Below are 20,461 nucleotides of genomic sequence, written 5' to 3' on the forward strand. Positions count from 1 at the left end.
GCGCAAATCAAAAGTCCTACAGCGTCCTTTGCGCGTCCAAAAGACGCACGGCGCTGTAGGAAGCGCAGAAAACCGCGCTAGTCGGCCGCCAGACTAGAATTATCAAAGGTCCTAAATGAACTGCACCTGGACGATCTCATAGCCCCGTGCACCGCCTGGCGCGTTGACCTCGATCGCATCGCCGACTTCCTTGCCGATCAGCGCCCGCGCGATCGGCGAGGAGATCGAGATGCGGCCGGACTTCACGTCCGCTTCCTGGTCGCCGACGATCTGGTAGGTCTTCTTCTCTTCCGTGTCCTCGTCGACCAGCACCACGGTCGCGCCGAACTTGACCTTTTCGCCGCTGAGCTTGGTGATGTCGATCACTTCGGCGCGGGCGATGAAGTCCTCGAGCTCGTTGACGCGGCCCTCATTGAGGCTCTGCGCCTCTTTCGCCGAGTGGTACTCGGCATTTTCGGAAAGATCGCCATGCGAGCGCGCTTCGGAGATCGCTTCGATGATGCGCGGCCGCTCTACCTGCTGGCGCCAGCGCAGTTCTTCCTTCAATGACGCGAACCCCTCGCCTGTCATCGGGACCTTGTTCATGATGCCTGACCTTTCCTGCCGCCGCCCCCGCATTCCGGGAGCGACCTTGTCGATGGGTACAAAAAGAAAACGGTCCGGCAGCCTCGGGCTAACGGAACCGTGTCACCGCTATTTCCCCCAATATAGCAATCTTCGCGGGTTTTTCACGCCAAAAAATCGGTTTTGAAAAATTCGCCCGCCATTTGTGGAAATGCCGTCACGGCAGCGCGGCAGGCAGGGCGAGCGGCAACAAAAAACCGGCTGCGATTGCTCACAGCCGGTTTCAGGAGCGTTTGGGCTTCGAATCAGCTCTTCATGAAACGGTCTATCTGCTCAGACAGCATGCCATATTCACGAGATCCCTTGCCGGTGCGCTTCTCGATCTCGCGGAGCTGCTCCTGGGCACCGGCGATATCGCCGATCTGCAGATGCGCCTCGCCGAGATATTCACGTACCAGCGTGTAATCAGGATCGATGCGCAGCGCTTCCTCGTAATAGCCGAGGCCGACGGTGACACGTCCGGAATGGCGATGCGAGTAGCCGAGATAGTTGAGGATGCGAGGGTCTTTCTTGTCCGCAGCCAGGCTGAGTACGGCGATCGCCTCGTCATAACGTCCGGCCATCGCCAGCGCGCGGCCAGCTTCATAGATGTTGTCGTCGTCCAGCATGCCTTGCTTGGGTGCCACGCATTTCTTCAGCTTCTTGTCCCAGACCATGCCTTTCTTGCACTGTGTCGTCTGGCTGCCATCGCCACCGCCTCCACCTTCACCGGCCGAAAACACCGGAACAGCAAACAGCGGCAGGGCGGCAACCGCCAGAACCTGGATCAGCAATCGTCTGCGCATCGAACCCTCCTTGAAGCATGACAATGCAAGATAAACGCCGGGCAAAAGCCGTTTCATCCCGGAAAAAAGTCATGGCCACTGAAAGCTTTTTTAACGATCCGCGCCAGCGGAAAATAGAAGCGCCGAACATGACGTGACGAGCGCTGCAAATTCGCTATCATCCAGCAAACGGCAACGGAGTATGCGGAGACGGCCAGTGCAGCGGCGCCTTGAAAAGGAATGGGAGCTTTCGATCGGTCCCGACACGGTGCGCCTATTCATCCTCAAGGCGAAGGCGTTGAGCGCTGCCGTCAACGAAGACTATGCCGATGGCGCCGAGCACGAGGTAGAACTCGATGGCGAGGCGCATGACAACCATCATCATGACGGTCTCGTCGAGGAAAGTTCCGAAGACCTCACCGAAGAAGAATTGCGCGAACTGATCAACGACCTCAATGTCGACGAGGCGGCCGAACTCGTCGCCCTCGCCTGGGTTGGACGCGGCGACTATGACGCCTCGGAATGGGCGGACGCGCTGACGGCCGCGCGCGAGCGCGCCAACAAGCGCACGGCGAAATATCTGCTCGGCATGCCGCTCTTGGCCGACTGGCTGGAGGAAGGGCTGGAAGCGATCGGTGCGTAACGCCGCGGTTACCGTTCGTGAACGGCCAAAACCCTCGTTCAGGCAACTTCCGCATTCGCCCGCCGTTTACGACAAATGGCGGCGCTAATCCCTCCCGGATTTATCAGATTGACCAGATTGGCCGGATTCAGCAGATTGGCGCTGCCTTTGGCCGCGGCGATGCTGTCCGCAGGAGCGGCCCTGGCCCAAGCTCCGGAATTGCCTGATACCGTGCCCGTCCCGGAGCTCAATCGCTCGCAATCAGCGCAAGAAGCCGCACCTGCCGACGTGCCGATCCCCGAGCCGCGCCCTGCGGATGCGCCAGAGCCTGATCAACCCGCCACCGACAAACTGAGCCAGCAGAAGTCGGACCAGCATCAGGAAGCCCGGCCGGAGCCGCCGGCAATCGCTCCAACGCCGTCCGAAAAGCCCGCCGAGGCGCAACCGCCGGCCGCCGGCCCGAAACCACCGGAGAAGCCGGCGCAAGCGCAGCAGAAAGAAATCCCTCCCGACCCGCGCTCGGCCTTTGTGCCGCAGGAAAAAATGCCGGACGAGGAACTTGCCTGCCGCAGGCGGCTGAAGTCGATGGGCGTCGACTTCGAGGAACGCAAAGCCGAGCACGATGCGGCGGTCGGCTGCTCTATCCCCTACCCGATCGCGCTGAAGACGCTGGGCAAGTCATTGGATATCAACCCCGAAGCCGAGCTGAACTGCCAGATGGCCGAGGCCGCCGCGCGCTTCGCTGCGAATATCATCCAGCCGGCGGCCAAGGCCGAGCTCGGCGCCAATCTCAAGTCGGTCGGCCAGGCATCCGCCTTCGTCTGCCGACGACGCAATGGCGGAGGGAAATTGTCGGAACATGCCTTCGGCAACGCGCTCGACATCGCCAGCTTCACGCTTTCGGACGGCAGGAGGATCGACATCGGCCCGGCGCCGCCGGAAAAGGATGCAAAATTCCTGAACGCAATACGCAAGGCGGCCTGCGGACCGTTCAAGACCGTGCTCGGCCCCGGCAGCGATGCCGATCATTCGCTACATCTCCATCTCGATCTCGCACCGCGCCGCAACGGCGGCACCTTCTGCCAGTGATATGGTCCCAGACCGCCGCGCGCCGCAATTTGGCCGCAGCCGTAAACGCGGCCGCTGATTTTTCCTTTACTCTTGGCGGTTAATCTCCGTCTCGTCTGATCATGATCCCGAAAAGCGGGATCCGGTTTTCGGAGAAAGATCATGATCAAACGATGAGACAGAGCCTGATCGGGATCAGGCTTGGGGACAGGGATCTTGTCGATGGCCGGGATAATTCGCGCCGCGTTCGTCGCCGTGCGGCAAAACAGACGCGCGCGCATGATTGCCGGCGGCCTTGCCATCGCAGCGATCTCGGCCTGCACCACCGGCAGCGTGCTTTCGCTTGAACCGGCCGTCGATGTCGGCAGCCAGACATCGGCCGTTCCGAACTACGCGGGGATGCAGCGCCTCGTCCCGTCCAACCCATACATGACCGCCGCCTATCCGCGCATGGACGAGCCGATGGCGCCGACCGAACAGATGCCGGCCAGCGAGGTCGACTGCCGCAACGAACTGAAACGCCTGGGCGTCGTCTACACCGATCTTGCGCCGATCCGCGAAGGCCAGTGCGGCATCGACTATCCGGTCAAGATCTCGGCCATCGGCAGCGTCGGAATGAAGCCTGCCGCGACGCTGACCTGCGACATGGCCGCCACCTTCGCCGGCTGGACCAGGAATGAACTGGTCCCCTCCGCCCGCTGGCGTTATTTCTCCGGCGTCAAGACCATTCGCCAGGGATCGAGCTATTCCTGCCGCAGGATCGCCGGCGAAGGCGTGCTGTCGGAGCACGGCAAGGGCAACGCGCTGGACGTCATGAGCATCGAGCTCGGCAATGGCAAGGAAATCGACGTGCGCAAGCCCGGCCTGTTCGCCTTCCGCACGCGCGGCTTCCTCAACACTGTGCGTGCTGACGGCTGCCAGTATTTCACCACTGTGCTCGGCCCCGGCTACAATTACGACCACCGCAACCACTTCCATTTCGACATCAAGAACCGCAGGAACGGCTACCGCGCCTGCCGCTGAACCCGAGCGCATGCCCACTGCCCAAGGTCTGCGCCGCCGCGTAGAATGACGCCATATAAGGTGATGCCGTATCGCCTGGGTGGTGTCTCGTGAGCCGACGAAGCCTTCGACGACGCGCAACGATCTGGCTGGTGGCGTTCTGTGCCGGCTATCTCGTGCTCGCCTATTTCGCCGCGCCGGAATTCTGGACCCTGAGGGACCGCAATTTCCGTACGCAGCGCTTCGCGATGCTGACGCACACGCCGCAGGGTATTGCGGGCGACCCGATCAATGTCGGCCTCGTCGGCACCAAAAAAGAGCTGGTCCACGCCTTCGCCGTCGCCGGGTGGGACACGGCCGACGCCCTCACGCTGAAGACCGCCATCGAGATCGGCGAAAGCGTGCTGTTCGATCGGCCCTATCCCGACGCGCCGGTCAGCCGGTTGTTATTCGAAGGCCGTGCACAGGATCTGGCCTTCGAGAAGCCGGTCGGCGACAGTGCCGACCGGCGTCATCACGTCCGCTTTTGGCAGACCGAGGCGACCGGAGACGATGGCCGGCCGCTCTGGCTGGGGTCGGCAAGCTTCGATCGCGGCGTTGGCCTCAGCCACGACACCGGCGCGATCACTCACCATATCGCTCCCGACATCGACGCCGAGCGCGATTTCCTGATCCGCGACCTGTCTGCCGCAGGCATGCTGATCTCGACCGACGAAATCGCAGGCATCGGCGCGACAAAGACCGGGCGCAATGGCGGTGGCGACCCCTATTTCACCGACGGCAAGGCGGTGGTGGGCGTGCTGCTGCAGTTGCCGTAGGCGCAAGACGAAACGGTTCTATCTCCAGATGCTTGAACGTCTGCGACACCTGGTCGAAACAGAGCAGCGAACTCGAGACGGTCCTGTCGGAGTGTCTCGTCGAAGACATCGTCGTGCACGCCATCTGGCCGGTGACGCGCAGCCTGACGCCAAAGGTCGGTGCCGCGTCGACGCCTTGATCATCATTTTTCGTCGCCGCCATGGGATGCTGCATGAAACCGGCATGAAAAATGATGGCGATCTATTTTCGAAGACCGCGCCGCAATGCTATTGACCCCGCATGCTCTATGCTGAAATCGCCATCGTGGCCGCCCTCATCTGCGTGAACGGCCTTCTGGCAATGTCCGAACTTGCCATCGTCTCGTCACGGCCGGCCCGCCTCAGGGCGATGATCGACCGCGATGTCAAGGGCGCCGGCCGCGCCTTGGCGCTCGGCTCCAATCCCGGCAAATTCCTGTCGTCGGTGCAGATCGGCATCACCCTGGTCGGTGTTTTATCCGGCGCCTTTTCCGGCGCCACGCTCGGCGAGCGGCTGTCCGTGTTCCTGGCATCGGCCGGCGTCCGCGAAAGCCTTGCCGACCCGATCGGCGTCGGCATCGTCGTCGCCCTCATCACCTACTTCTCGCTCGTCATCGGCGAACTGGTGCCCAAGCAGATCGCGCTGCGCGATCCCGAACGCGTCGCCGCCAAGGTTGCTCCGGCGATGATCATCCTCGCCACCGTCTCGGCGCCGCTGGTGTTCCTGCTCGACATTTCCGGCCGCGCTATGCTGTGGCTGCTCGGCCAACGCGGTGAAAGCGAGGAGAAGGTCACGGACGAGGAGATCAAGATGCTGGTCGCCGAGGCCGAGCATCACGGCACCATCGAATCCGACGAGAGGCGCATGATCGCCGGCGTCATGCGCCTCGGCGACCGCGCCGTCCGCGCGGTGATGACGCCGCGCACCGAGGTCGACTGGATCAACCTGCAGTCCGACGACACGGCGATCCGCAAACTCTTGATGGAGACCCAGCATTCGCGCCTGCCAGCCGGCGATGGCAGCGTCGACGCCATGATCGGCGTCGTCCAGACCCGCGACGTGCTGGCCGCCATGCTTGGCGGTCGCGCGCTCGACCCGCGCCGGCACGTCCGCTCCGCTCCCATTGTCCATGACCAGGCCGACGCGCTGGATGTCCTTTCGACGCTCAGGGAATCCAATGTGCCGATGGCGCTGGTCCATGACGAATATGGCCATTTCGAAGGCATCGTCACCCCGGCGGACATACTGGAAGCCATCACCGGCGTCTTCCGGGCGGACCTCGACGCCGGCGATGAGGAAAACGCTGTCAAGCGCGAGGACGGCTCATGGCTGCTCGCCGGCTACATGCAGGCCGACGAAATGGCGGACGTTCTCGGCATCGACCTGCCCGAGAATCGCGATTACGAGACCGTCGCCGGCTACGTGCTGTCGCACATGCACCATCTGCCGGCGACCGGCGAAAGCGTGGATGCGCAGGGCTGGCGCTTCGAGGTCGTCGACCTCGACGGCCGCCGCATCGACAAGCTCATCGCCACCCGCCTGCCCGGCGGTCACCGCGAAATCGTGCGGTAACAAGCGTGTCGAGGTGAAGAGGCACCACGGAACGGTCCGTTTGCCTCGATCGAGTCGCTGATCTCAACTGAAAGAGCCTGCATCTGGACGTTGCGCGGGCTCTTGGACAACGAGCAGTTCAAAGCGGCTTCTGGAGGAGCCGAGAGGGCACTTATGCCCTTCGTGACGGCGGTCGGCGCCATCGTTGGCAACGCGTCACCCCAACGGGAATACCACCTCGACCTCGTAGAAAACGATGAGCCCGGCCAACGCCAATAGGAGAGCAAGCAAGCCTGCGCCGAGTAATGACTCGAACTTGTTTCCGTCGCTGCGCATTGGAACGCCAATGGTTGACAAGTTGCTAATCTTTATGTGACACTTTTGTGACAATTGCAAGGGTGGGATATGACAATAGCAAGGGTGGGAAAGGAAGCCCCGCTTCTGTTCAGCGAATGGAGACCGATACTCGCCCTAGTTACAGTATTATCTCTACTGATTCTTTGTGCAAGTTTCGCACAAGATTTAAGCTTGTACGCTGGACAGGAGCCGGACCTTTCGAGAAAAATATGGCTCCTTGATGTCGATGTGGAACGGAGCGCGTTCACTTGGGTCTCCGTGCTGGTGCTTTTTTTCTGTAGCCGTCTTCTATTTCAGTGCGGAGACGATGCGGCCGGCCGTAGCAGTCGGTTCACTTGGCATTGGTACTTCTTAGGCTTCCTGTTCCTGCTTCTTTCTTTCGATGAATTCACGGGCCTTCATGAGAAGCTATCCGCTGCGTTGGCTGCGAGGTCAACCAATACGGGCCTGCTGTATTTTGCATGGGCAGCGCCGGCAGGCATCCTTAGCTTGGTGGGCCTAGCTGCCTTTGTTCCATTCATCCGCTCTTTCCCGACATCGCTCGCCGTGCTGTTGGCGGTTTCGGCGGCGCTGTTTCTTGGCGGAGCGGTCGGGTTTGAAATGGTCGGCGGCAGCGTTGCAGAGGCGGAAGGTATGGAATCCTTGCGCTATCGCATTCTGGCCAACATCGAAGAAGGTCTCGAACTTGCCGGGACATTGACCTTTGTCTACGCACTACTCTCATACCGTGAGATAACATCACGCACGCGCTGAGGGTATGCTAATGGTGGTGCTCGTCTTGCTCCGGCAAGGATATCCCGAAAACCCGCACCAAATCGGCGACCTGTTCCGGCGACAGGTAGCGGGGGTTGAGGCCGCGTAACAGCAGATAGAGCCTTGCGGTTTCTTCCAGCTCCTCGGTAGCGAATACTGCGGCCTCGAGCGTTTCGCCCGCGACCACGGGACCGTGATTTGCCAGCAGCACTGAGGAGTAGCGTCCGGCAAGGCCCTTGATCGCAGCGACAACCGCCGGGTCGCCTGGCCGATGGTAGGACACCAGCGCGGTTTGTCCGGCGCGCATCAGATAGTAGGGCGTCATCGGCGGCAGCACCGCCTTAGGATCGATTTCCGGCAGCATGGAAAGGGCAACTGCGTGGGTTGAGTGCAGATGCACGATGGCGCGCGCCTCTGCCCTCGTCTGATAGAGCGCAGTATGCAACGGAATTTCCTTGGTCGGCGCATCGCCAGAGGTCAGCCGGCCTTGCGCATCAAGGCGTGAAATTCGGCCAGGATCCAGGAATCCCAGCGAGGCATTGGTGGGTGTGACCAGCCAGCCGCCATCATCGAGCCGCAGGCTGATATTGCCTGATGATCCCGGCGTCAGCCCGCGCTCGAACAACGAACGTCCGAAGCGGCAGATATCGTCCCTCAGCTTGGTTTCAGTCACGTCGTCGCTCCTTCAATCAGCTCGAACCCGATATCGACCACTGCGGATGGTCCGTCGGAGCAGACGAGCCGTGCTCCGATCTCACCGACGGTCACGCGCGGCGTCAGGATGGTCGAAAGTGGCTGCGGCGCACTCCTGGCTACATCGAGACCGTTGTAGCCGAAGATCGCCAGCCGGTCCGGTATGGTGATGCCGTGGGCGAGACAGTGGAAATAGCCGCCGATCGCCATGTCGTCGTTGGAGAAATAAACCGCATCCAGATCGGGACAACGCTCCAGCAATCGAGCCAGCCCGTCGCGCCCGGCTTCGATCGAGGATGCGGCAGGAATGATTTCTTCTCCGATGACGCTGAGCCCGGCTTCGCCCAGGGCCGCGCGAAATGCTGCGAAGCGCTTGGCCGCGCGAAGGTCCAGGCTGAGGTCGTGGCCAACGTAACCGATGCAGCGATAGCCACGCGATATCAAATGCCGAGCGCTCACCCGGCCCGCCTTGCGGTTGGAAAAGCCCACGACGATGTCGATGCCCTCGCCATCGGTATCGAGCAATTCGGCCACTCTGATGCGGGCGTTCCGCAGCATGGCGCCGGTGCGCTCGGTATGCTCGAGCCCCGCTACCATCATCCCGGCTGGACGCCAGCTGAGGAGTGACTCGATGACGCTCTCCTCTCGCTCCGGATCGTAGTCTGTCACTGCGACGACAGGTTGGAAGCCGGCTCCGACCAGTACTGTATTGGCGCCGCGCAGCACATCCGGAAAGACGATATTGCTTAGCGAAGGAATGACAACACCGACGAGCTTGGACCCCATGGAGGCCAAGGTTCCCGCGATCCGGTTTGGCACATAGCCGAGGCTCCGCGCGGCAGTGAGTACACTCTCGCGTGTCTTGGTTGAGAAGGAACCATGCCCACGCAACACGCGCGAAGCAGTGCTTTCGCCGACGCCAGCCGCGCGCGCAACGTCGGTGAGGGTTATCATCGCGCCGGTTTGCGGACCTTCTTCTGCTTCGCTCTGCATTCCAGTTTCTCGGCTCGATGCGTCGGTACGACTCCAGTTCCTGACGCTTCTTTTGTCACATTCAGGCACCGCACTCAACAAAATTTGGCAGCGCTGCCACTTTTCGTTTGGCAGCGCTGCCATTCTCGTGTATCGGGCTATGCAAGCGCTGCCAAAATCCAGCCAGGGGGCGTGAGACCTGAGGGACCACCCCTTACACTTGGGAGGAAACAGATGACGATACTCACCCCGACGCTTCCGGCGGAGGCCGGAGCAGAAGACGACATCAAAAGGAAGGCCTACGGCAAGGTCTTCTGGCGCATCGTGCCGTTTCTGATGTTGTGCTATGTCGTTGCCTACCTCGATCGGGTCAATGTCGGCTTTGCCAAGCTGCAAATGTCGACCGACCTTGCCTTCAGTGAAACCGTCTACGGCCTTGGCGCCGGCATCTTCTTCATCGGCTATTTCCTGTTCGAGATCCCGAGCAACATCATCCTCCACAAAGTAGGGGCACGCGTCTGGATCGCCCGCATAATGATCACCTGGGGCCTGATCTCGGCCGGTTTCATGTTCACTGCATCTGCCCCGATGTTCTATCTGCTGCGCTTCCTGCTCGGTGTCGCCGAGGCTGGTTTTTACCCCGGCATCATCCTCTTTCTCACCTATTGGTATCCCTCGCACCGCCGCGCCAAGATCATCGCGATATTCATGTCCGCGATCCCTATCTCCGGGATTTTCGGCAATCCGCTTTCCGGCTGGATCATGGATTCGTTCCATGGCAGCAACGGCCTTGCCGGCTGGCAGTGGATGTTCCTGATCGAAGCGGTTCCCGCAATCCTGCTTGGCATCGCAGTCTTTTTCTTCCTTGACAACGGCATCCGTCACGCCAAGTGGCTGGGTGAAGCGGAGAAGCAGGCAATCGAGCGAGAGATCGCCCAAGAAGAGCGCGGCAAGGAACGCTCACACTCCGTCGCCGGCATTTTCCGCGATCCCCGGATCTGGCTGATGTGTCTGATCTATTTCTGCTTCGTGATGGGTCAATACGGATTGACGTTCTGGATGCCCACGCTGGTCAAGGCGACGGGCGTCGCCGGCAACCTCAACATCGGACTGATCAGCGCGATCCCGTTTATCTGCGCTGTGATCGCCATGAACTTTTTTGGCCGCAGCGCCGACAGATATCGCGAGCGCCGCTGGCACCTGGTGGTTCCCGCTCTCTTTGGAGCAGTCGGCTTTGTGGTCGCAGCCACCTCGCCCGATCCCACCATCGCAATTGCCTTTCTGTCGCTGGCCGCAGCAGGTGCGATCACTTGTGCGCCGCTGTTCTGGTCACTGCCCACAGCGTTCCTCGGCGGAACTGGTGCTGCGGCCGGTATTGCGCTCATCAATTCGGTCGGAAATCTTGCCGGCTTCGTCAGCCCCTATCTCGTTGGCTATCTCAAGGATCTGACCGGAACGACCCAGGTCGGCATGTACGCCCTGGCCGCAATCCTGGTGGTCGGCGCGATCCTGGTACTGACGGTCCCGCCCAAACTGGTCAACCGCTAGGCGAACCGCCTCATGCAGGGAGTTTCCATTATGACCATGAACGACGGGCAGAAGGATATCCCAGCTGCAGCCACACTGCGGGTCGCGGTTATCGGCCTCGGTTCGATGGGGTTCGGGATGGCGACGTCGCTTCGCCGCGCCGGGTTCGAGGTGACGGGCTTCGACGTCAACGACCAGATGGTGGCGCGTTTTGTCGCCAACGGCGGGCGGGGGGCACAAAACCCCGCCGAAGCCGCCCAAGCTGCGGACGTCGTGATCTCAGTGGTCGTCAATGCGGCGCAGACCGAAGCCATCCTCTTTGGCGCCGGTGGGGTGGCCGAAACCCTGCCAGAGGGCGCGGTGTTCGTCTCCTCAGCCACCATGGATCCTGACGTTGCACGCAATCTGGCCGCCCGGCTGGAAACCACCGGACGGCTCTATCTCGACGCGCCAATCAGTGGCGGGTCGGTCCGCGCGGCGGAAGGTGCCCTCACCGTGCTGGCCTCCGGCAGCGCTGCCGCCTTTGCCAAGGCACGGCCCGCTCTCGACGCGATGGCAGCCAAGCTTTATGAGCTTGGAGATGAACCGGGCGTCGGCGCGGCATTCAAGATGATAAACCAGTTGCTCGCCGGTGTGCATATCGCGGCAGCGAGTGAAGCCGTCGCCTTTGCCGCTCGGCAAGGGCTCGATATTCGCAAGGTCTATGAGGTCATCACCGCCTCGGCCGGCAATTCATGGATGTTCGAGAACCGCGTTCCGCACGTGCTCGACGGCGACTATGCCCCTCGCAGCGCCGTCGACATTTTCGTCAAGGATCTCGGTATCGTCCAGGACATGGCGCGCAGCGCCAAGTTCCCCGTGCCGGTGGCGGCCGCAGCGCTGCAGATGTTCCTGATGACCTCGGCGGCCGGTATGGGGCGCGATGACGATGCCTCGGTCGCCCGCCTCTACGCAAAGATCACGGGCACCGACTTGCCCGGCGAACCGCAAACCTGACCAGGACCGGACCCAGCCAATGCCCCGCTTCGCCGCCAATCTCACCATGATGTTCAACGAATGGCCGTTCCTCGACCGGTTCGCTGCCGCCGCCGATGCCGGCTTCGAAGCGGTCGAGTTCCTTTTTCCTTACGAGCATAGACCCGATGCAATCGCCGAACGCCTCGCAAAGAACGGTCTATGCCAGGTCCTGTTCAACCTGCCGCCCGGTAACTGGGCTGGCGGCGAGCGTGGACTGGCCTCCCTGCCGGGACGGTTCGACGAGCTCCGGGTCGGCGTTGAAACAGCGCTCTCCTACGCAGAGGCGACCGGCGTCAAGCGCCTTCATCTCATGTCGGGGATTGCCTCTCGCGACGACAAGGAAGCTGTCGATGCCTACCGGAAGGCGATCGTCTGGACGGCCGGAAAACTCGCCGATCGAGGCATCGATCTCCTGATCGAGCCGATCAACGGCCGTGACATGCCGGGTTACTTCCTCAACGACTTCGGCTTCGCAGAAGCTCTTGTCGGCGATCTGGCGCTACCCAATCTCAAGTTGCAATTCGACGTCTACCATCGCCAGATCATGCATGGTGACGTCACCATGGCGCTTCGCCGGCTGATGCCGCTCATCGGTCACATCCAGATCGCCAGCGTGCCTTCGCGGCATGAACCGGCGACCGGGGAACTCGATGATCACTTCATTTTCGACGAGCTGGACCGGCTAGGATATGCCGGCTTTGTCGGCTGCGAATACCGGCCGAGCAGCAAAACGCTCGACGGGCTCAGCTGGCTCGCTCCCTATTGCGGCGAGCGCCAGCGCCCAATTTCAGGTGCCAAGCGTGGAGCTCTAACATGACGCTCTCGCTCGGCTGCATCGCGGACGATTACACCGGTGCCTCGGACCTGGCGAACACGCTGGCCAAAGAGGGTCTGCGCACGATCCAGACCATCGGAATTCCCACGGACGACCTGGCTTTGCCCGAAGTCGATGCGATCGTCGTTTCGCTGAAGATCCGGTCGATCGCCGCCCCTGAGGCGGTCGAACGTGCCCGTGCCTCTGATCGTTGGCTGCGCGAGCGCGGCGCCGATCATGTCATGTACAAGATCTGTTCCACCTTCGATTCGACCGACAAGGGCAATATCGGCCCGGTGCTCGACTCCTTGCGCGCCGATGCCGGTGAAACAACGGTGCTGGTGACGCCGGCCTTTCCGCAGACCGGTCGCACCGTCTATCAGGGCAATCTCTTCGTCGGTGCGGCGCCGCTCAACGAAAGCCCGCTGAAGGATCATCCGCTCAACCCCATGCACGATGCCAACCTGGTCCGCGTTCTGGCTCGGCAGAGTGCTGCGGCGGTTGGACTCGTCAATCTCGCAATTGTTGCGCGCGGCGCGGAGGCGATCGTCGAGCGGCTGGCACAGCTGGCCTCCGATGGGAACGGAGCGGCCATCACCGATGCCGTGTTCGAGAGCGACCTCGAAGCAATTGGCGCAGCGGCGCTTCGTCAGCGATTGTCGATCGGAGCCTCCGGTTTGGGATTAGGTCTTGCCCGCGGCCTGATCGCGGCGGGCACGGTACGTTGCCACGAGAGGACTGCTGTTTACGGCAAGCCGTTCGCAGGACCAGCAGCTATTCTTGCCGGAAGCTGTTCACAGGCGACTTTGGAACAGATCGCCAAAGCCGAGCAGACGATGCCCGTCCTGCGGCTCGATCCGGAAAAGCTTTTGAACGGGCGGGAAGAGGCACAGCTTGCCCTCGATTGGGCGGCCGAGCGGATGGCCCGAACTCCCGTCATCATCGCCAGCAGCTCGAATCCGGATGATGTATCAAGGCTGCAAACCCGCTACGGACGCGACGCGGTCGGCCAGGTCATTGAACGATCCCTCGCGGCGATTGCCGAAGGTCTGGTGGGACGGGGTGTGCGCCGGCTGATCGTCGCGGGAGGAGAAACATCCGGCGCGGTGGTCGACCGGCTTGCCATTCCCGCATTTAGCCTCGGGCAGGAGATCGTTGCAGGCGTGCCCGTCTTGCACAGTATCGGAGGTCGCCACGGCGACATGGTGTTGGCTCTTAAATCCGGAAATTTCGGCGGCGAAAGCTTCTTCGCGGACGCTTTGGCCATTATGGCGTAAGCCGTGGCGGCTCTGGGGCCGCAATCATGCCGGTCCGCTTTCGAAACACAGATGGCCGAACCGGACATTCGGCAAACGACCAATATTGTTGATTTAGCCGTTGCCGGGACGGCAGCATGACTTTTGGTCGGAATTAATCCGGCCAGATTTGTCGCAGTTTTTGGATCTCACTACCCGCAGTGGGGTTTCGGCGCTGCCTGAACCATTCATTTAGAAGCCCCGCGTTGCACTCAGGTCAGAGCCGCCGTGACGATCTGCGTTGTCGTCCACATATGCGATGCGATCGCCGCGCAGGCGCGTGCAACGTCGCGGGCAATCACGGCATCTGCAATATCCCTATGCTCGCGCGCCACATCGCGTTCCGTTCGTGCCAGCGGCACCGACAGTTGCCGGTAGCGCTCGCTTTGGTCGTACAGTTGCGAGCGGATCCTAAGCAGCCAGCGATTGCCGCAGCCCGAGACCAGCGCTCGGTGAAATTCGCGATGCGCCTTAACCCAGCGCTGATCCAGGACAGCGGCGTCACCGGGAATCGTATACGGCGTGTGGCTGAGACGATGGAGCGCGGCCACGATTTCGGTCTCCCATTCAAGTCCGCCTTTCTCAATTGCGAGCTTTAGACACTCTTGCTCGACGCGGACGCGGGCATCAGTCAATTCAGCGAGATCTTCCGGGGACACGTCCGAGACCGTGTATCCTCGCTGCGCCCTTGCGTCGACAAGGCCTTCAGCCGAAAGTTTCGACAGCGCTTCGCGGACGGCGCCCAAACTTACGTCGTACTTCTGAACGAGAGCCTGGATATTGATCTTTGAGCCCGGAAGCATCCGGCACGAAATGATATCGTGTCGAAGCTGCTCGTAGACGTCGTTGGCAATGGTGCGCGCTGCGGGATCCATTTTAATGTCGCTTGTTTAGCGGCTGAAGTAATTCAGATGCATAAAGCATGGCGCTGCTTTCTGGCTGACTTGAGGCATATGTCAAAGCTGCAGGAGTCATTCCGCCGTCCAGCCGCCATCGACTTTTATGGAGGTGCCCGTCACCAATGCCGCGGCGTCCGAACTCAGAAAGACAACGGCACCCATGAGATCCTCGACTCGCCCGAGACGGCCAAGCTTGATTTTGGACAATACCTCATCTCGAAAAACTTTGCTTTCGAAGTAAGGAGCGGTCATCGGGGTCTCGATGAAGGTGGGTGCAATGCTATTGACCCGGATACCTCGCGGCGCGAGTTCGACAGCCATAGCCTTCACCAGACCCTCCACCGCATGCTTGGACGCGCAATAGAGCGTTCGGGCTGCCATTGCCACGTGACCCATCTGCGAAGTCGTGAAGATAATCGAGCCCCGGATCTGCTCCGCCAGCATTCTACGCACAACCGCCTGCGCGGAGAAATAGGCAGCCTTAACATTGAGGTCGAGGACGATGTCATAGTCCTCCTCGGTTACCTCGGCCATCAGCTTAGGCCGATTGGTTCCCGCATTGATCACCGCGATGTCGAAAGCCGGCTGTTTCGCGATCAAATCGCCGGCTCCGGAAATGTCGGTAACGTCCAGAACGAACGCTTCTGCTTTGCCGCCACGATCCCTTAGCGCCATCGCGGCGCCTTCTACCTCACTTCTGGTCCGCGCGGCCAGAACTGTTTCGGCTCCCGCCTCTGAGAGCGCCGTGGCCAAGGCCAGTCCGATCCCTCGACCTGCGCCTGTCACCAGCGCGCGACGCCCATCCAGCCGGAACGATGGCGCCTTCGGCAGCGTAAGGGGCGACGCGTTCATTCCGCCGCCTCGGCATAGGGAATGTTGCGCGCACCGTAGCGCCGCAATCTTACGTTGGCCTGCTCGGCATGGCCGAGGAATCCCTCGAGGACACAAAGGCGGGAGCAGTATTCCCCGATCATCACCGAAGCTTCGTCGGTGAGAACCTTTTGGTAGGTGCAGGTTTTCAGGAATTTACCGACCCAAAGCCCGCCTGTGAAACGCGCCGTTCCCAGAGTCGGAAGCGTATGGTTCGTGCCGATCACCTTGTCGCCATAGGCGACGTTCGTCCTTGGCCCGAGAAAAAGCGCCCCGTAGTTGGTCATCCGATGGAGAAAGTAATCGGGATCGCGCGTCATGACCTGCACGTGCTCGGAGGCGATGCGGTCCGCCTCGCTCACCATTTCCTCATCGGTATCGCAAACGATCACCTGGCCGAAATCGGCCCAGGCCTGCTTTGCTATGGATGCGGTTGGAAGAATGCCGAGAAGCCGCTCGACCTCGTCCATCGTCTGGGTCGCGAGTTGCTCCGATGTCGTCAGGAGGATGGCCGGCGAGTTCGGACCGTGCTCAGCCTGTCCGAGCAAGTCCGTGGCGCAGAGCTCGGCATCGGCCGTGCCGTCCGCTATCACCAGCGTTTCGGTCGGTCCGGCGAGCAGGTCGATGCCGACGCGGCCGAAGAGCTGCCGCTTGGCTTCGGCGACGTAGGCATTTCCTGGGCCGACCAGAAAGTCGACCGGTGCTATCGTCTCGGTGCCGATCGCCATTGCGGCCACCGCCTGAATGCCGCCCAGGACATAAATCTCGTCGGCGCCCGCCAGCGCCATGGCCGCGATCACGGCCGGAGCCGGTTTTCCCTGGAAGGGAGGCGTCATGGCTATCACCCGCTTCACGCCGGCCACTTTGGCGGTGACAATTCCCATATGGGCGGATGCCACAAGCGGATATTTGCCGCCCGGCACGTAGCAGCCGACCGAATTCATGGGAATGTTGCGGTGGCCGAGCACCACGCCAGGCAGCGTCTCGACCTCGACATCCTTGAGCGCGGCCTTTTGGATTTCTGCGAAGCGCCGGATCTGTGCCTGCGCGAATTTGATGTCGTCCAGCTGCCGGCACGACAGCGCGCCGATGCACACATCGATCTCATCCTGCGAAAGACGAAAGGACGGTGGCGACCACCGATCAAACTTCTCGGACAGTTCCCGCAACGCCACGTCGCCACGGGCTTCAACGTCGATGAGAACACTTTCGACCGTGCCGCGGACAGCACTGGCATCGGTTGCCTTGGCTTCCGCGGATCGACCCGACTTCAGTATCCTGATCATGCAATTCCCTTCACTCTGCGTTGTTTCCGCCGGAGGCCTTATCTATTCCGGCAGGCTGCAATGATGTCGAAAAGCGCGTTCTGCCCTACTCAGCCTCATAGTTGCGAGCGAAGTCGTCAGGCGGAGTCGGCCCCCAGATGTAAAATGAGTCTTCCGCATCGTGGTCCTTGGATTCCCAATCCATCTCGGCCGGGATGTAGTCTATGTCGCACGAGTATTCCGCGTAGCTGCCCCAGGGATCGCGTATGTAGTGGAAGAAGTTCGAGCCCAGCACGTGCCGCCCCAGCCCCCAGCCCCGTGAAAAACCCTTGTCGGCCATCTGCGTTGCGCCCTGCCCAACATGGTCGATCAGCGGCACGTCCCAGCTCGTGTGATGCAGGCCGGGAGCAGACGATTTGACTAGGGCAAGCATGTGGTGGTCGCTGCCATGGCGGCCGTGCAGGAATGCGATGTTGTCTCCCGAGCGGTCGGACAACCCCATGCCAAGGACGCCGGTGTAGAAGTCGATCGCCTTCTGGACATCGCGGGTGAAGATCAAGATGTGCGCGAGCCGGGTCGGGCGAACCTTCACCGCCTTGCTGCGCGGTGGCGCGCCGACGATGCCCGCAGGAGTGGATACATGCCCTCCCTGCACCTTGAAATCCGGCGACGTCTTGGTGGTCACGACCAACTCGATAAGATTGCCGTCGTGGTCGCGGAACCACAGTCCGTTTGATTCGAAGCCCTTGGGCGGAGACAGCAACTCCATGCCCTTGGACTCCAGATGCAATTTGAAACGCTGGAAATCAGCGTCGAAGACGCCGAAGGACAGATGCTGCAGCTGCTTGCGGGGACCCTCGACAAAGAAGCCCCAATCGTGGTCAACCCCTTCGGTGCGCACGGCATAGCCGGCGCGGTGATTGACCACGTCGAGTCCGAAAGCCTGGTGGAAGCGCTCGGCCTCCTTAAGATCGGGGACGGCCAGAACGAAATGGTTGACGGAATGAATGCCGAGGATGCCCTCGCGTTCTGCTCCAGGCTGCCGCTTGCGAATTGCCGTCATGCTTCGTCCTCCGCCTATCGTGCCAACGCCCTCACACCCCGTTGAACACTAGATACCGATACAAAAAATATATTTTTAAGTCAATGATGCGATCTAACCTGCCAACGGCGTCGGCTGATATGCGAGCAGACGCCATTGGTTCCCGCTCTTTCCCCAAACCGCCATGCAAGAGTTGTTGATCTCCCGGATCGCGGTCCCAACGGTAGCCTTCGCGCGCATGGTTCCGGCAACGATGGCGCACCTTTCGCGGACGATGATACGTTCGCTGCTGTGATGGATTTCGTGGTAGACGAAGAACCGGTTCGCAACCTTCTCCAGATAACCCGCCTTGTCGTCACGTTCTCCAAACGAGTGCGTGTAGACTAGGTTGTCGTCGAGGAGATCTTCAAGCGCCGCGACATCGGACGCCAGCATCGCCGAATAGCGTTTCTGCTCGACGACCTCGATGAGGCGGCGAACCTCGTCGGCCAGGACTGCTTCTGGGGAATCCATGGTTTTCCTCGCAATTTCAGGCAGTGATTGGCGGCGCGAACGGCACGAAATGCTGCGTCCAGAGGCGGGGCGGCAGCGCACCCCAGCGGTTCACGACCTTGGGATTTGATAGGTTTTCGCCCGGATCGGCAATCCTTGCCTGATGATCCTCGTCTTCGATGACCTCCATTTCGGCGATACATTCCACCATGAACCCGGACCGGTCGATGTAATAGGCGAACAGATTGTCGCCGGCACCGTGGCGCCCCGGCCCCCAGACGAGAAAGCGCCCCTGTGCATCAAGCGTATCTCCCAGCCGCTTGAAATCGTCGAAAGTGGAGAACTCCCACCTGAAGTGATGCAATCCGCTTGGTCCTTTTACGGTCGCGACCGTGTGGTGGCGGTTGTCGGCCGCGCGCATCCAAACGATTTCATGGCCAGTGGTCCTCTCGGACTGTCGAAGCCCCAGCACGGTCTCCAGCTCGCGGCTGATCGCTTCCGAATTTCTACTCGACAGGTTTACGTGGTCGAGGCAGCGTGGACGGATGCCCGGGCCTGTATGACGGACCGGCTGCGTGAGCGGCATCGGTGTATGGACCTCAAAGACATGGCCTTCGCTCGTCGCGAAAGTCACAGAGCGGTCGATGCACGGCAGGGAAGGACGCTCGGAGAGAACCTTGAGGCCAGCCTGTTCGGCGCGACGGCGCACCGTGGCAACAGAGTCGGCATTGTGCGCCTGCAGCCCGATGGAGCGGACGCTGTCGCCATCAGTGGCGTACAGGATCAGTTCGGCGTGACGCCGGTTCGAGGTCAGCAATGCGCGACCTCCCTTCCGTTCGACCACGCGGACGCCAGCGACCGTGCACGCGTCTTCTATCGCGATGTCGATATTGGCCACGTTGAGGGCGACATACCCCAGCCGCTGAACCATCGGTCTCATCGAATCCTCCCGAGATGCGATTTTTCGGCCGCCGCCTGGATCACTTGACGATGCCGATCTTGGTCCTGTCGGTCGTCACGGCGACCGCCACCAGGATGATGATGCCGAAGGCAACGTCCTGCGCAGCGCCCGGCAGGCCCGCGATCGTAGCGCCGACGCGGACCATCACTGCCGTGAGCCCACCTATCAGGCTTGAGGAAAGGCCACCGACTCCGCCCGAGATCGCGGTGCCGCCCGCCACCACGCCGACCAGTGCCGGGAGCAGCAGATTGCTTGCCATCGTCGGAGCGCTGTAGAGGGTCTGCGACAGAAGCATCATCCCTCCAAGGGCGGCGCAGATTGACGAGATCGCGAAAGCGCAGGCTCGGATCAGATTGCGCCGGACGCCCGACATATAGGCAGCCAGTTCGCTCGCGCCGAAGGCATAAATATCCCGGCCGACACGGGTGGAACGCAGCAAAATTGCCAGGAGGATCCAGACCGCGACCACCGTGAGGAACGCATTGGGCACGCCATGCGTCCTGCCGCCGAGAAAGTCGAGCGGCGCTACTCCGGGACCCAAGCCGACGGTCGAGGCATTGCTGACATAGAGGGCTAGGCCGCTGAACAGGCCAAGCGTTCCAAGGGTCATCACGAACGAAGGAATCTGAAGCCGTCCGATCAGCCATCCCTGGGCAGCCCCGATCACTCCTGCTCCGAGAAGCACTATCGGCACGGCGGCCGAGCCGAATTCAGGGACAAGCAGCGCCACGACCACCGCTGAAAATGACGCCATGGCCGCGGCAGACAGATCGATGCAGCCGAGCAGCACCGGAAGCGTGCAGCCGATAACCAGGATCAGCAGCGGAGCCGCGTCGAAGAGCAGCGCATTGACCGCGCGCCACTTGAGAATGCCTGGCGCAATCCAGATCACGGTCGCAAATACCAGAACAAGGACGATGGCCGGCCCGCAGGCTCGCAGCAGATCACCCGCGGATCGGATTGATGGAAACATTCGGGCAGGTGCGCGTGTCATGACAGGCTCCGACGGGTCCGCGAGATGAAGTCTCGACAGCGA

22 protein-coding genes are annotated in these 20,461 nt (G+C 61.4%); 11 read left to right on the forward strand and 11 right to left on the reverse strand.

The genetic code is table 11. The features are described from left to right. Positions 1 to 111 precede the first annotated feature (111 nt). A complete protein-coding gene (greA, locus tag BQ8482_RS15450; protein WP_123148547.1) occupies positions 112 to 585 on the reverse strand; it encodes a transcription elongation factor GreA in 474 nt (157 codons plus the stop codon). 284 nt (positions 586 to 869) lie between these two features. Further along, positions 870 to 1,409 carry a tetratricopeptide repeat protein gene (locus BQ8482_RS15455; protein WP_123148548.1) on the reverse strand — a complete coding sequence of 180 codons (540 nt, stop codon included), beginning with the start codon at positions 1,407 to 1,409 and terminating at the stop codon, positions 870 to 872. A 196-nt stretch (positions 1,410 to 1,605) separates the two neighbouring features. Here BQ8482_RS15455 and BQ8482_RS15460 point away from each other — a divergent pair, with 196 nt between their 5' ends. The 7 genes from BQ8482_RS15460 (at position 1,606) to BQ8482_RS15490 (ending at position 7,578) form a co-directional block, all read left to right on the forward strand. Further along, complete coding sequence (locus BQ8482_RS15460; RefSeq protein ID WP_095491539.1) at positions 1,606 to 2,031, forward strand: DUF3775 domain-containing protein; 426 nt, start codon at positions 1,606 to 1,608, stop codon at positions 2,029 to 2,031. A 159-nt stretch (positions 2,032 to 2,190) separates the two neighbouring features. Further along, positions 2,191 to 3,099, forward strand: coding sequence for an extensin-like domain-containing protein (locus tag BQ8482_RS15465; protein ID WP_165848590.1), 909 nt, complete (start codon positions 2,191 to 2,193; stop codon positions 3,097 to 3,099). A 201-nt stretch (positions 3,100 to 3,300) separates the two neighbouring features. After that, on the forward strand, positions 3,301 to 4,101 hold the full coding sequence (locus BQ8482_RS15470; RefSeq protein WP_123148404.1) for an extensin-like domain-containing protein: 801 nt from the start codon (positions 3,301 to 3,303) through the stop codon (positions 4,099 to 4,101). 89 nt (positions 4,102 to 4,190) lie between these two features. After that, positions 4,191 to 4,898 carry an LssY C-terminal domain-containing protein gene (locus BQ8482_RS15475; protein ID WP_123148405.1) on the forward strand — a complete coding sequence of 236 codons (708 nt, stop codon included), beginning with the start codon at positions 4,191 to 4,193 and terminating at the stop codon, positions 4,896 to 4,898. Positions 4,899 to 4,930: 32 nt separating this feature from the next. Beyond that, positions 4,931 to 5,077, forward strand: coding sequence for a hypothetical protein (locus tag BQ8482_RS15480; RefSeq protein WP_244602819.1), 147 nt, complete (start codon positions 4,931 to 4,933; stop codon positions 5,075 to 5,077). A gap of 101 nt (positions 5,078 to 5,178) precedes the next feature. After that, on the forward strand, positions 5,179 to 6,489 hold the full coding sequence (locus BQ8482_RS15485) for a hemolysin family protein (RefSeq protein ID WP_123148406.1): 1,311 nt from the start codon (positions 5,179 to 5,181) through the stop codon (positions 6,487 to 6,489). A gap of 507 nt (positions 6,490 to 6,996) precedes the next feature. Then, complete coding sequence (locus tag BQ8482_RS15490) at positions 6,997 to 7,578, forward strand: hypothetical protein (protein WP_133254775.1); 582 nt, start codon at positions 6,997 to 6,999, stop codon at positions 7,576 to 7,578. Positions 7,579 to 7,585: 7 nt separating this feature from the next. Here the strand turns inward: BQ8482_RS15490 and otnC are convergent, their stop codons facing one another. Together otnC and BQ8482_RS15500 are read right to left on the reverse strand one after the other, a co-directional pair. Next, on the reverse strand, positions 7,586 to 8,251 hold the full coding sequence (gene otnC / locus BQ8482_RS15495) for a 3-oxo-tetronate 4-phosphate decarboxylase (RefSeq protein ID WP_123148408.1): 666 nt from the start codon (positions 8,249 to 8,251) through the stop codon (positions 7,586 to 7,588). After that, a complete protein-coding gene (locus BQ8482_RS15500) occupies positions 8,248 to 9,264 on the reverse strand; it encodes a LacI family DNA-binding transcriptional regulator (protein WP_123148409.1) in 1,017 nt (338 codons plus the stop codon). Before BQ8482_RS15500 ends, otnC begins: the two co-directional genes overlap by 4 nt. Before the next feature lie 213 nt (positions 9,265 to 9,477). Between BQ8482_RS15500 and BQ8482_RS15505 the strand changes: the two genes are divergently transcribed. The 4 genes from BQ8482_RS15505 to otnK are packed head-to-tail and all read left to right on the forward strand — an operon-like array spanning position 9,478 to position 13,878. Continuing rightward, a complete protein-coding gene (locus BQ8482_RS15505; protein WP_123148410.1) occupies positions 9,478 to 10,791 on the forward strand; it encodes an MFS transporter in 1,314 nt (437 codons plus the stop codon). Between the two features lie 30 nt (positions 10,792 to 10,821). After that, entirely contained in the window at positions 10,822 to 11,766 is a 945-nt protein-coding gene (gene ltnD / locus BQ8482_RS15510) for an L-threonate dehydrogenase (RefSeq protein WP_244602820.1), read from the forward strand. 19 nt (positions 11,767 to 11,785) lie between these two features. Continuing rightward, on the forward strand, positions 11,786 to 12,604 hold the full coding sequence (otnI, locus tag BQ8482_RS15515; protein ID WP_123148411.1) for a 2-oxo-tetronate isomerase: 819 nt from the start codon (positions 11,786 to 11,788) through the stop codon (positions 12,602 to 12,604). Continuing rightward, on the forward strand, positions 12,601 to 13,878 hold the full coding sequence (gene otnK, locus BQ8482_RS15520; RefSeq protein WP_123148412.1) for a 3-oxo-tetronate kinase: 1,278 nt from the start codon (positions 12,601 to 12,603) through the stop codon (positions 13,876 to 13,878). The genes otnI and otnK overlap by 4 nt, the downstream gene beginning before the upstream one ends. 230 nt (positions 13,879 to 14,108) lie before the next feature. On the opposite strand, the gene BQ8482_RS15525 is transcribed toward otnK, so the two are convergent. From BQ8482_RS15525 to BQ8482_RS15555, 7 genes are all read right to left on the reverse strand, one after another. Beyond that, positions 14,109 to 14,771, reverse strand: a complete 663-nt coding sequence (locus BQ8482_RS15525; protein WP_123148413.1) for a GntR family transcriptional regulator — start codon at positions 14,769 to 14,771, stop codon at positions 14,109 to 14,111. A 96-nt stretch (positions 14,772 to 14,867) separates the two neighbouring features. Further along, positions 14,868 to 15,647, reverse strand: a complete 780-nt coding sequence (locus BQ8482_RS15530; RefSeq protein WP_123148414.1) for an SDR family NAD(P)-dependent oxidoreductase — start codon at positions 15,645 to 15,647, stop codon at positions 14,868 to 14,870. After that, on the reverse strand, positions 15,644 to 16,951 hold the full coding sequence (gene hisD, locus BQ8482_RS15535; RefSeq protein WP_123148415.1) for a histidinol dehydrogenase: 1,308 nt from the start codon (positions 16,949 to 16,951) through the stop codon (positions 15,644 to 15,646). Before hisD ends, BQ8482_RS15530 begins: the two co-directional genes overlap by 4 nt. Positions 16,952 to 17,036: 85 nt before the next feature. Continuing rightward, complete coding sequence (locus BQ8482_RS15540) at positions 17,037 to 17,993, reverse strand: VOC family protein (protein ID WP_123148416.1); 957 nt, start codon at positions 17,991 to 17,993, stop codon at positions 17,037 to 17,039. 93 nt (positions 17,994 to 18,086) lie between these two features. Further along, on the reverse strand, positions 18,087 to 18,485 hold the full coding sequence (locus BQ8482_RS15545) for a nuclear transport factor 2 family protein (protein ID WP_123148417.1): 399 nt from the start codon (positions 18,483 to 18,485) through the stop codon (positions 18,087 to 18,089). Between the two features lie 16 nt (positions 18,486 to 18,501). After that, positions 18,502 to 19,395: a VOC family protein gene (locus BQ8482_RS15550; protein WP_165848573.1), complete on the reverse strand. Its 894-nt coding sequence runs from the start codon at positions 19,393 to 19,395 to the stop codon at positions 18,502 to 18,504. Between the two features lie 49 nt (positions 19,396 to 19,444). Further along, entirely contained in the window at positions 19,445 to 20,419 is a 975-nt protein-coding gene (locus BQ8482_RS15555; protein WP_123148419.1) for an ABC transporter permease, read from the reverse strand. Between the last annotated feature and the right edge of the window lie 42 nt (positions 20,420 to 20,461).

The organism is Mesorhizobium delmotii, assembly GCF_900149755.1.
Classification (GTDB): Bacteria; Pseudomonadota; Alphaproteobacteria; order Rhizobiales; family Rhizobiaceae; genus Mesorhizobium; species Mesorhizobium delmotii.

Coding starts and splice junctions, on each gene's coding strand:
- BQ8482_RS15530 (WP_123148414.1), bottom strand. CDS start 15,647: ATGAACGCGTCGCCCCTTACGCTGCCGAAGGCGCCATCGTTCCGGCTG.
- hisD (WP_123148415.1), bottom strand. CDS start 16,951: ATGATCAGGATACTGAAGTCGGGTCGATCCGCGGAAGCCAAGGCAACC.
- BQ8482_RS15470 (WP_123148404.1), top strand. CDS start 3,301: ATGGCCGGGATAATTCGCGCCGCGTTCGTCGCCGTGCGGCAAAACAGA.
- BQ8482_RS15485 (WP_123148406.1), top strand. CDS start 5,179: ATGCTCTATGCTGAAATCGCCATCGTGGCCGCCCTCATCTGCGTGAAC.
- BQ8482_RS15550 (WP_165848573.1), bottom strand. CDS start 19,395: ATGGTTCAGCGGCTGGGGTATGTCGCCCTCAACGTGGCCAATATCGAC.
- BQ8482_RS15455 (WP_123148548.1), bottom strand. CDS start 1,409: ATGCGCAGACGATTGCTGATCCAGGTTCTGGCGGTTGCCGCCCTGCCG.
- ltnD (WP_244602820.1), top strand. CDS start 10,822: ATGACCATGAACGACGGGCAGAAGGATATCCCAGCTGCAGCCACACTG.
- greA (WP_123148547.1), bottom strand. CDS start 585: ATGAACAAGGTCCCGATGACAGGCGAGGGGTTCGCGTCATTGAAGGAA.
- otnI (WP_123148411.1), top strand. CDS start 11,786: ATGCCCCGCTTCGCCGCCAATCTCACCATGATGTTCAACGAATGGCCG.
- BQ8482_RS15505 (WP_123148410.1), top strand. CDS start 9,478: ATGACGATACTCACCCCGACGCTTCCGGCGGAGGCCGGAGCAGAAGAC.
- BQ8482_RS15500 (WP_123148409.1), bottom strand. CDS start 9,264: ATGCAGAGCGAAGCAGAAGAAGGTCCGCAAACCGGCGCGATGATAACC.
- BQ8482_RS15525 (WP_123148413.1), bottom strand. CDS start 14,771: ATGGATCCCGCAGCGCGCACCATTGCCAACGACGTCTACGAGCAGCTT.
- BQ8482_RS15555 (WP_123148419.1), bottom strand. CDS start 20,419: ATGACACGCGCACCTGCCCGAATGTTTCCATCAATCCGATCCGCGGGT.
- BQ8482_RS15545 (WP_123148417.1), bottom strand. CDS start 18,485: ATGGATTCCCCAGAAGCAGTCCTGGCCGACGAGGTTCGCCGCCTCATC.
- otnK (WP_123148412.1), top strand. CDS start 12,601: ATGACGCTCTCGCTCGGCTGCATCGCGGACGATTACACCGGTGCCTCG.
- BQ8482_RS15465 (WP_165848590.1), top strand. CDS start 2,191: ATGCTGTCCGCAGGAGCGGCCCTGGCCCAAGCTCCGGAATTGCCTGAT.
- BQ8482_RS15540 (WP_123148416.1), bottom strand. CDS start 17,993: ATGACGGCAATTCGCAAGCGGCAGCCTGGAGCAGAACGCGAGGGCATC.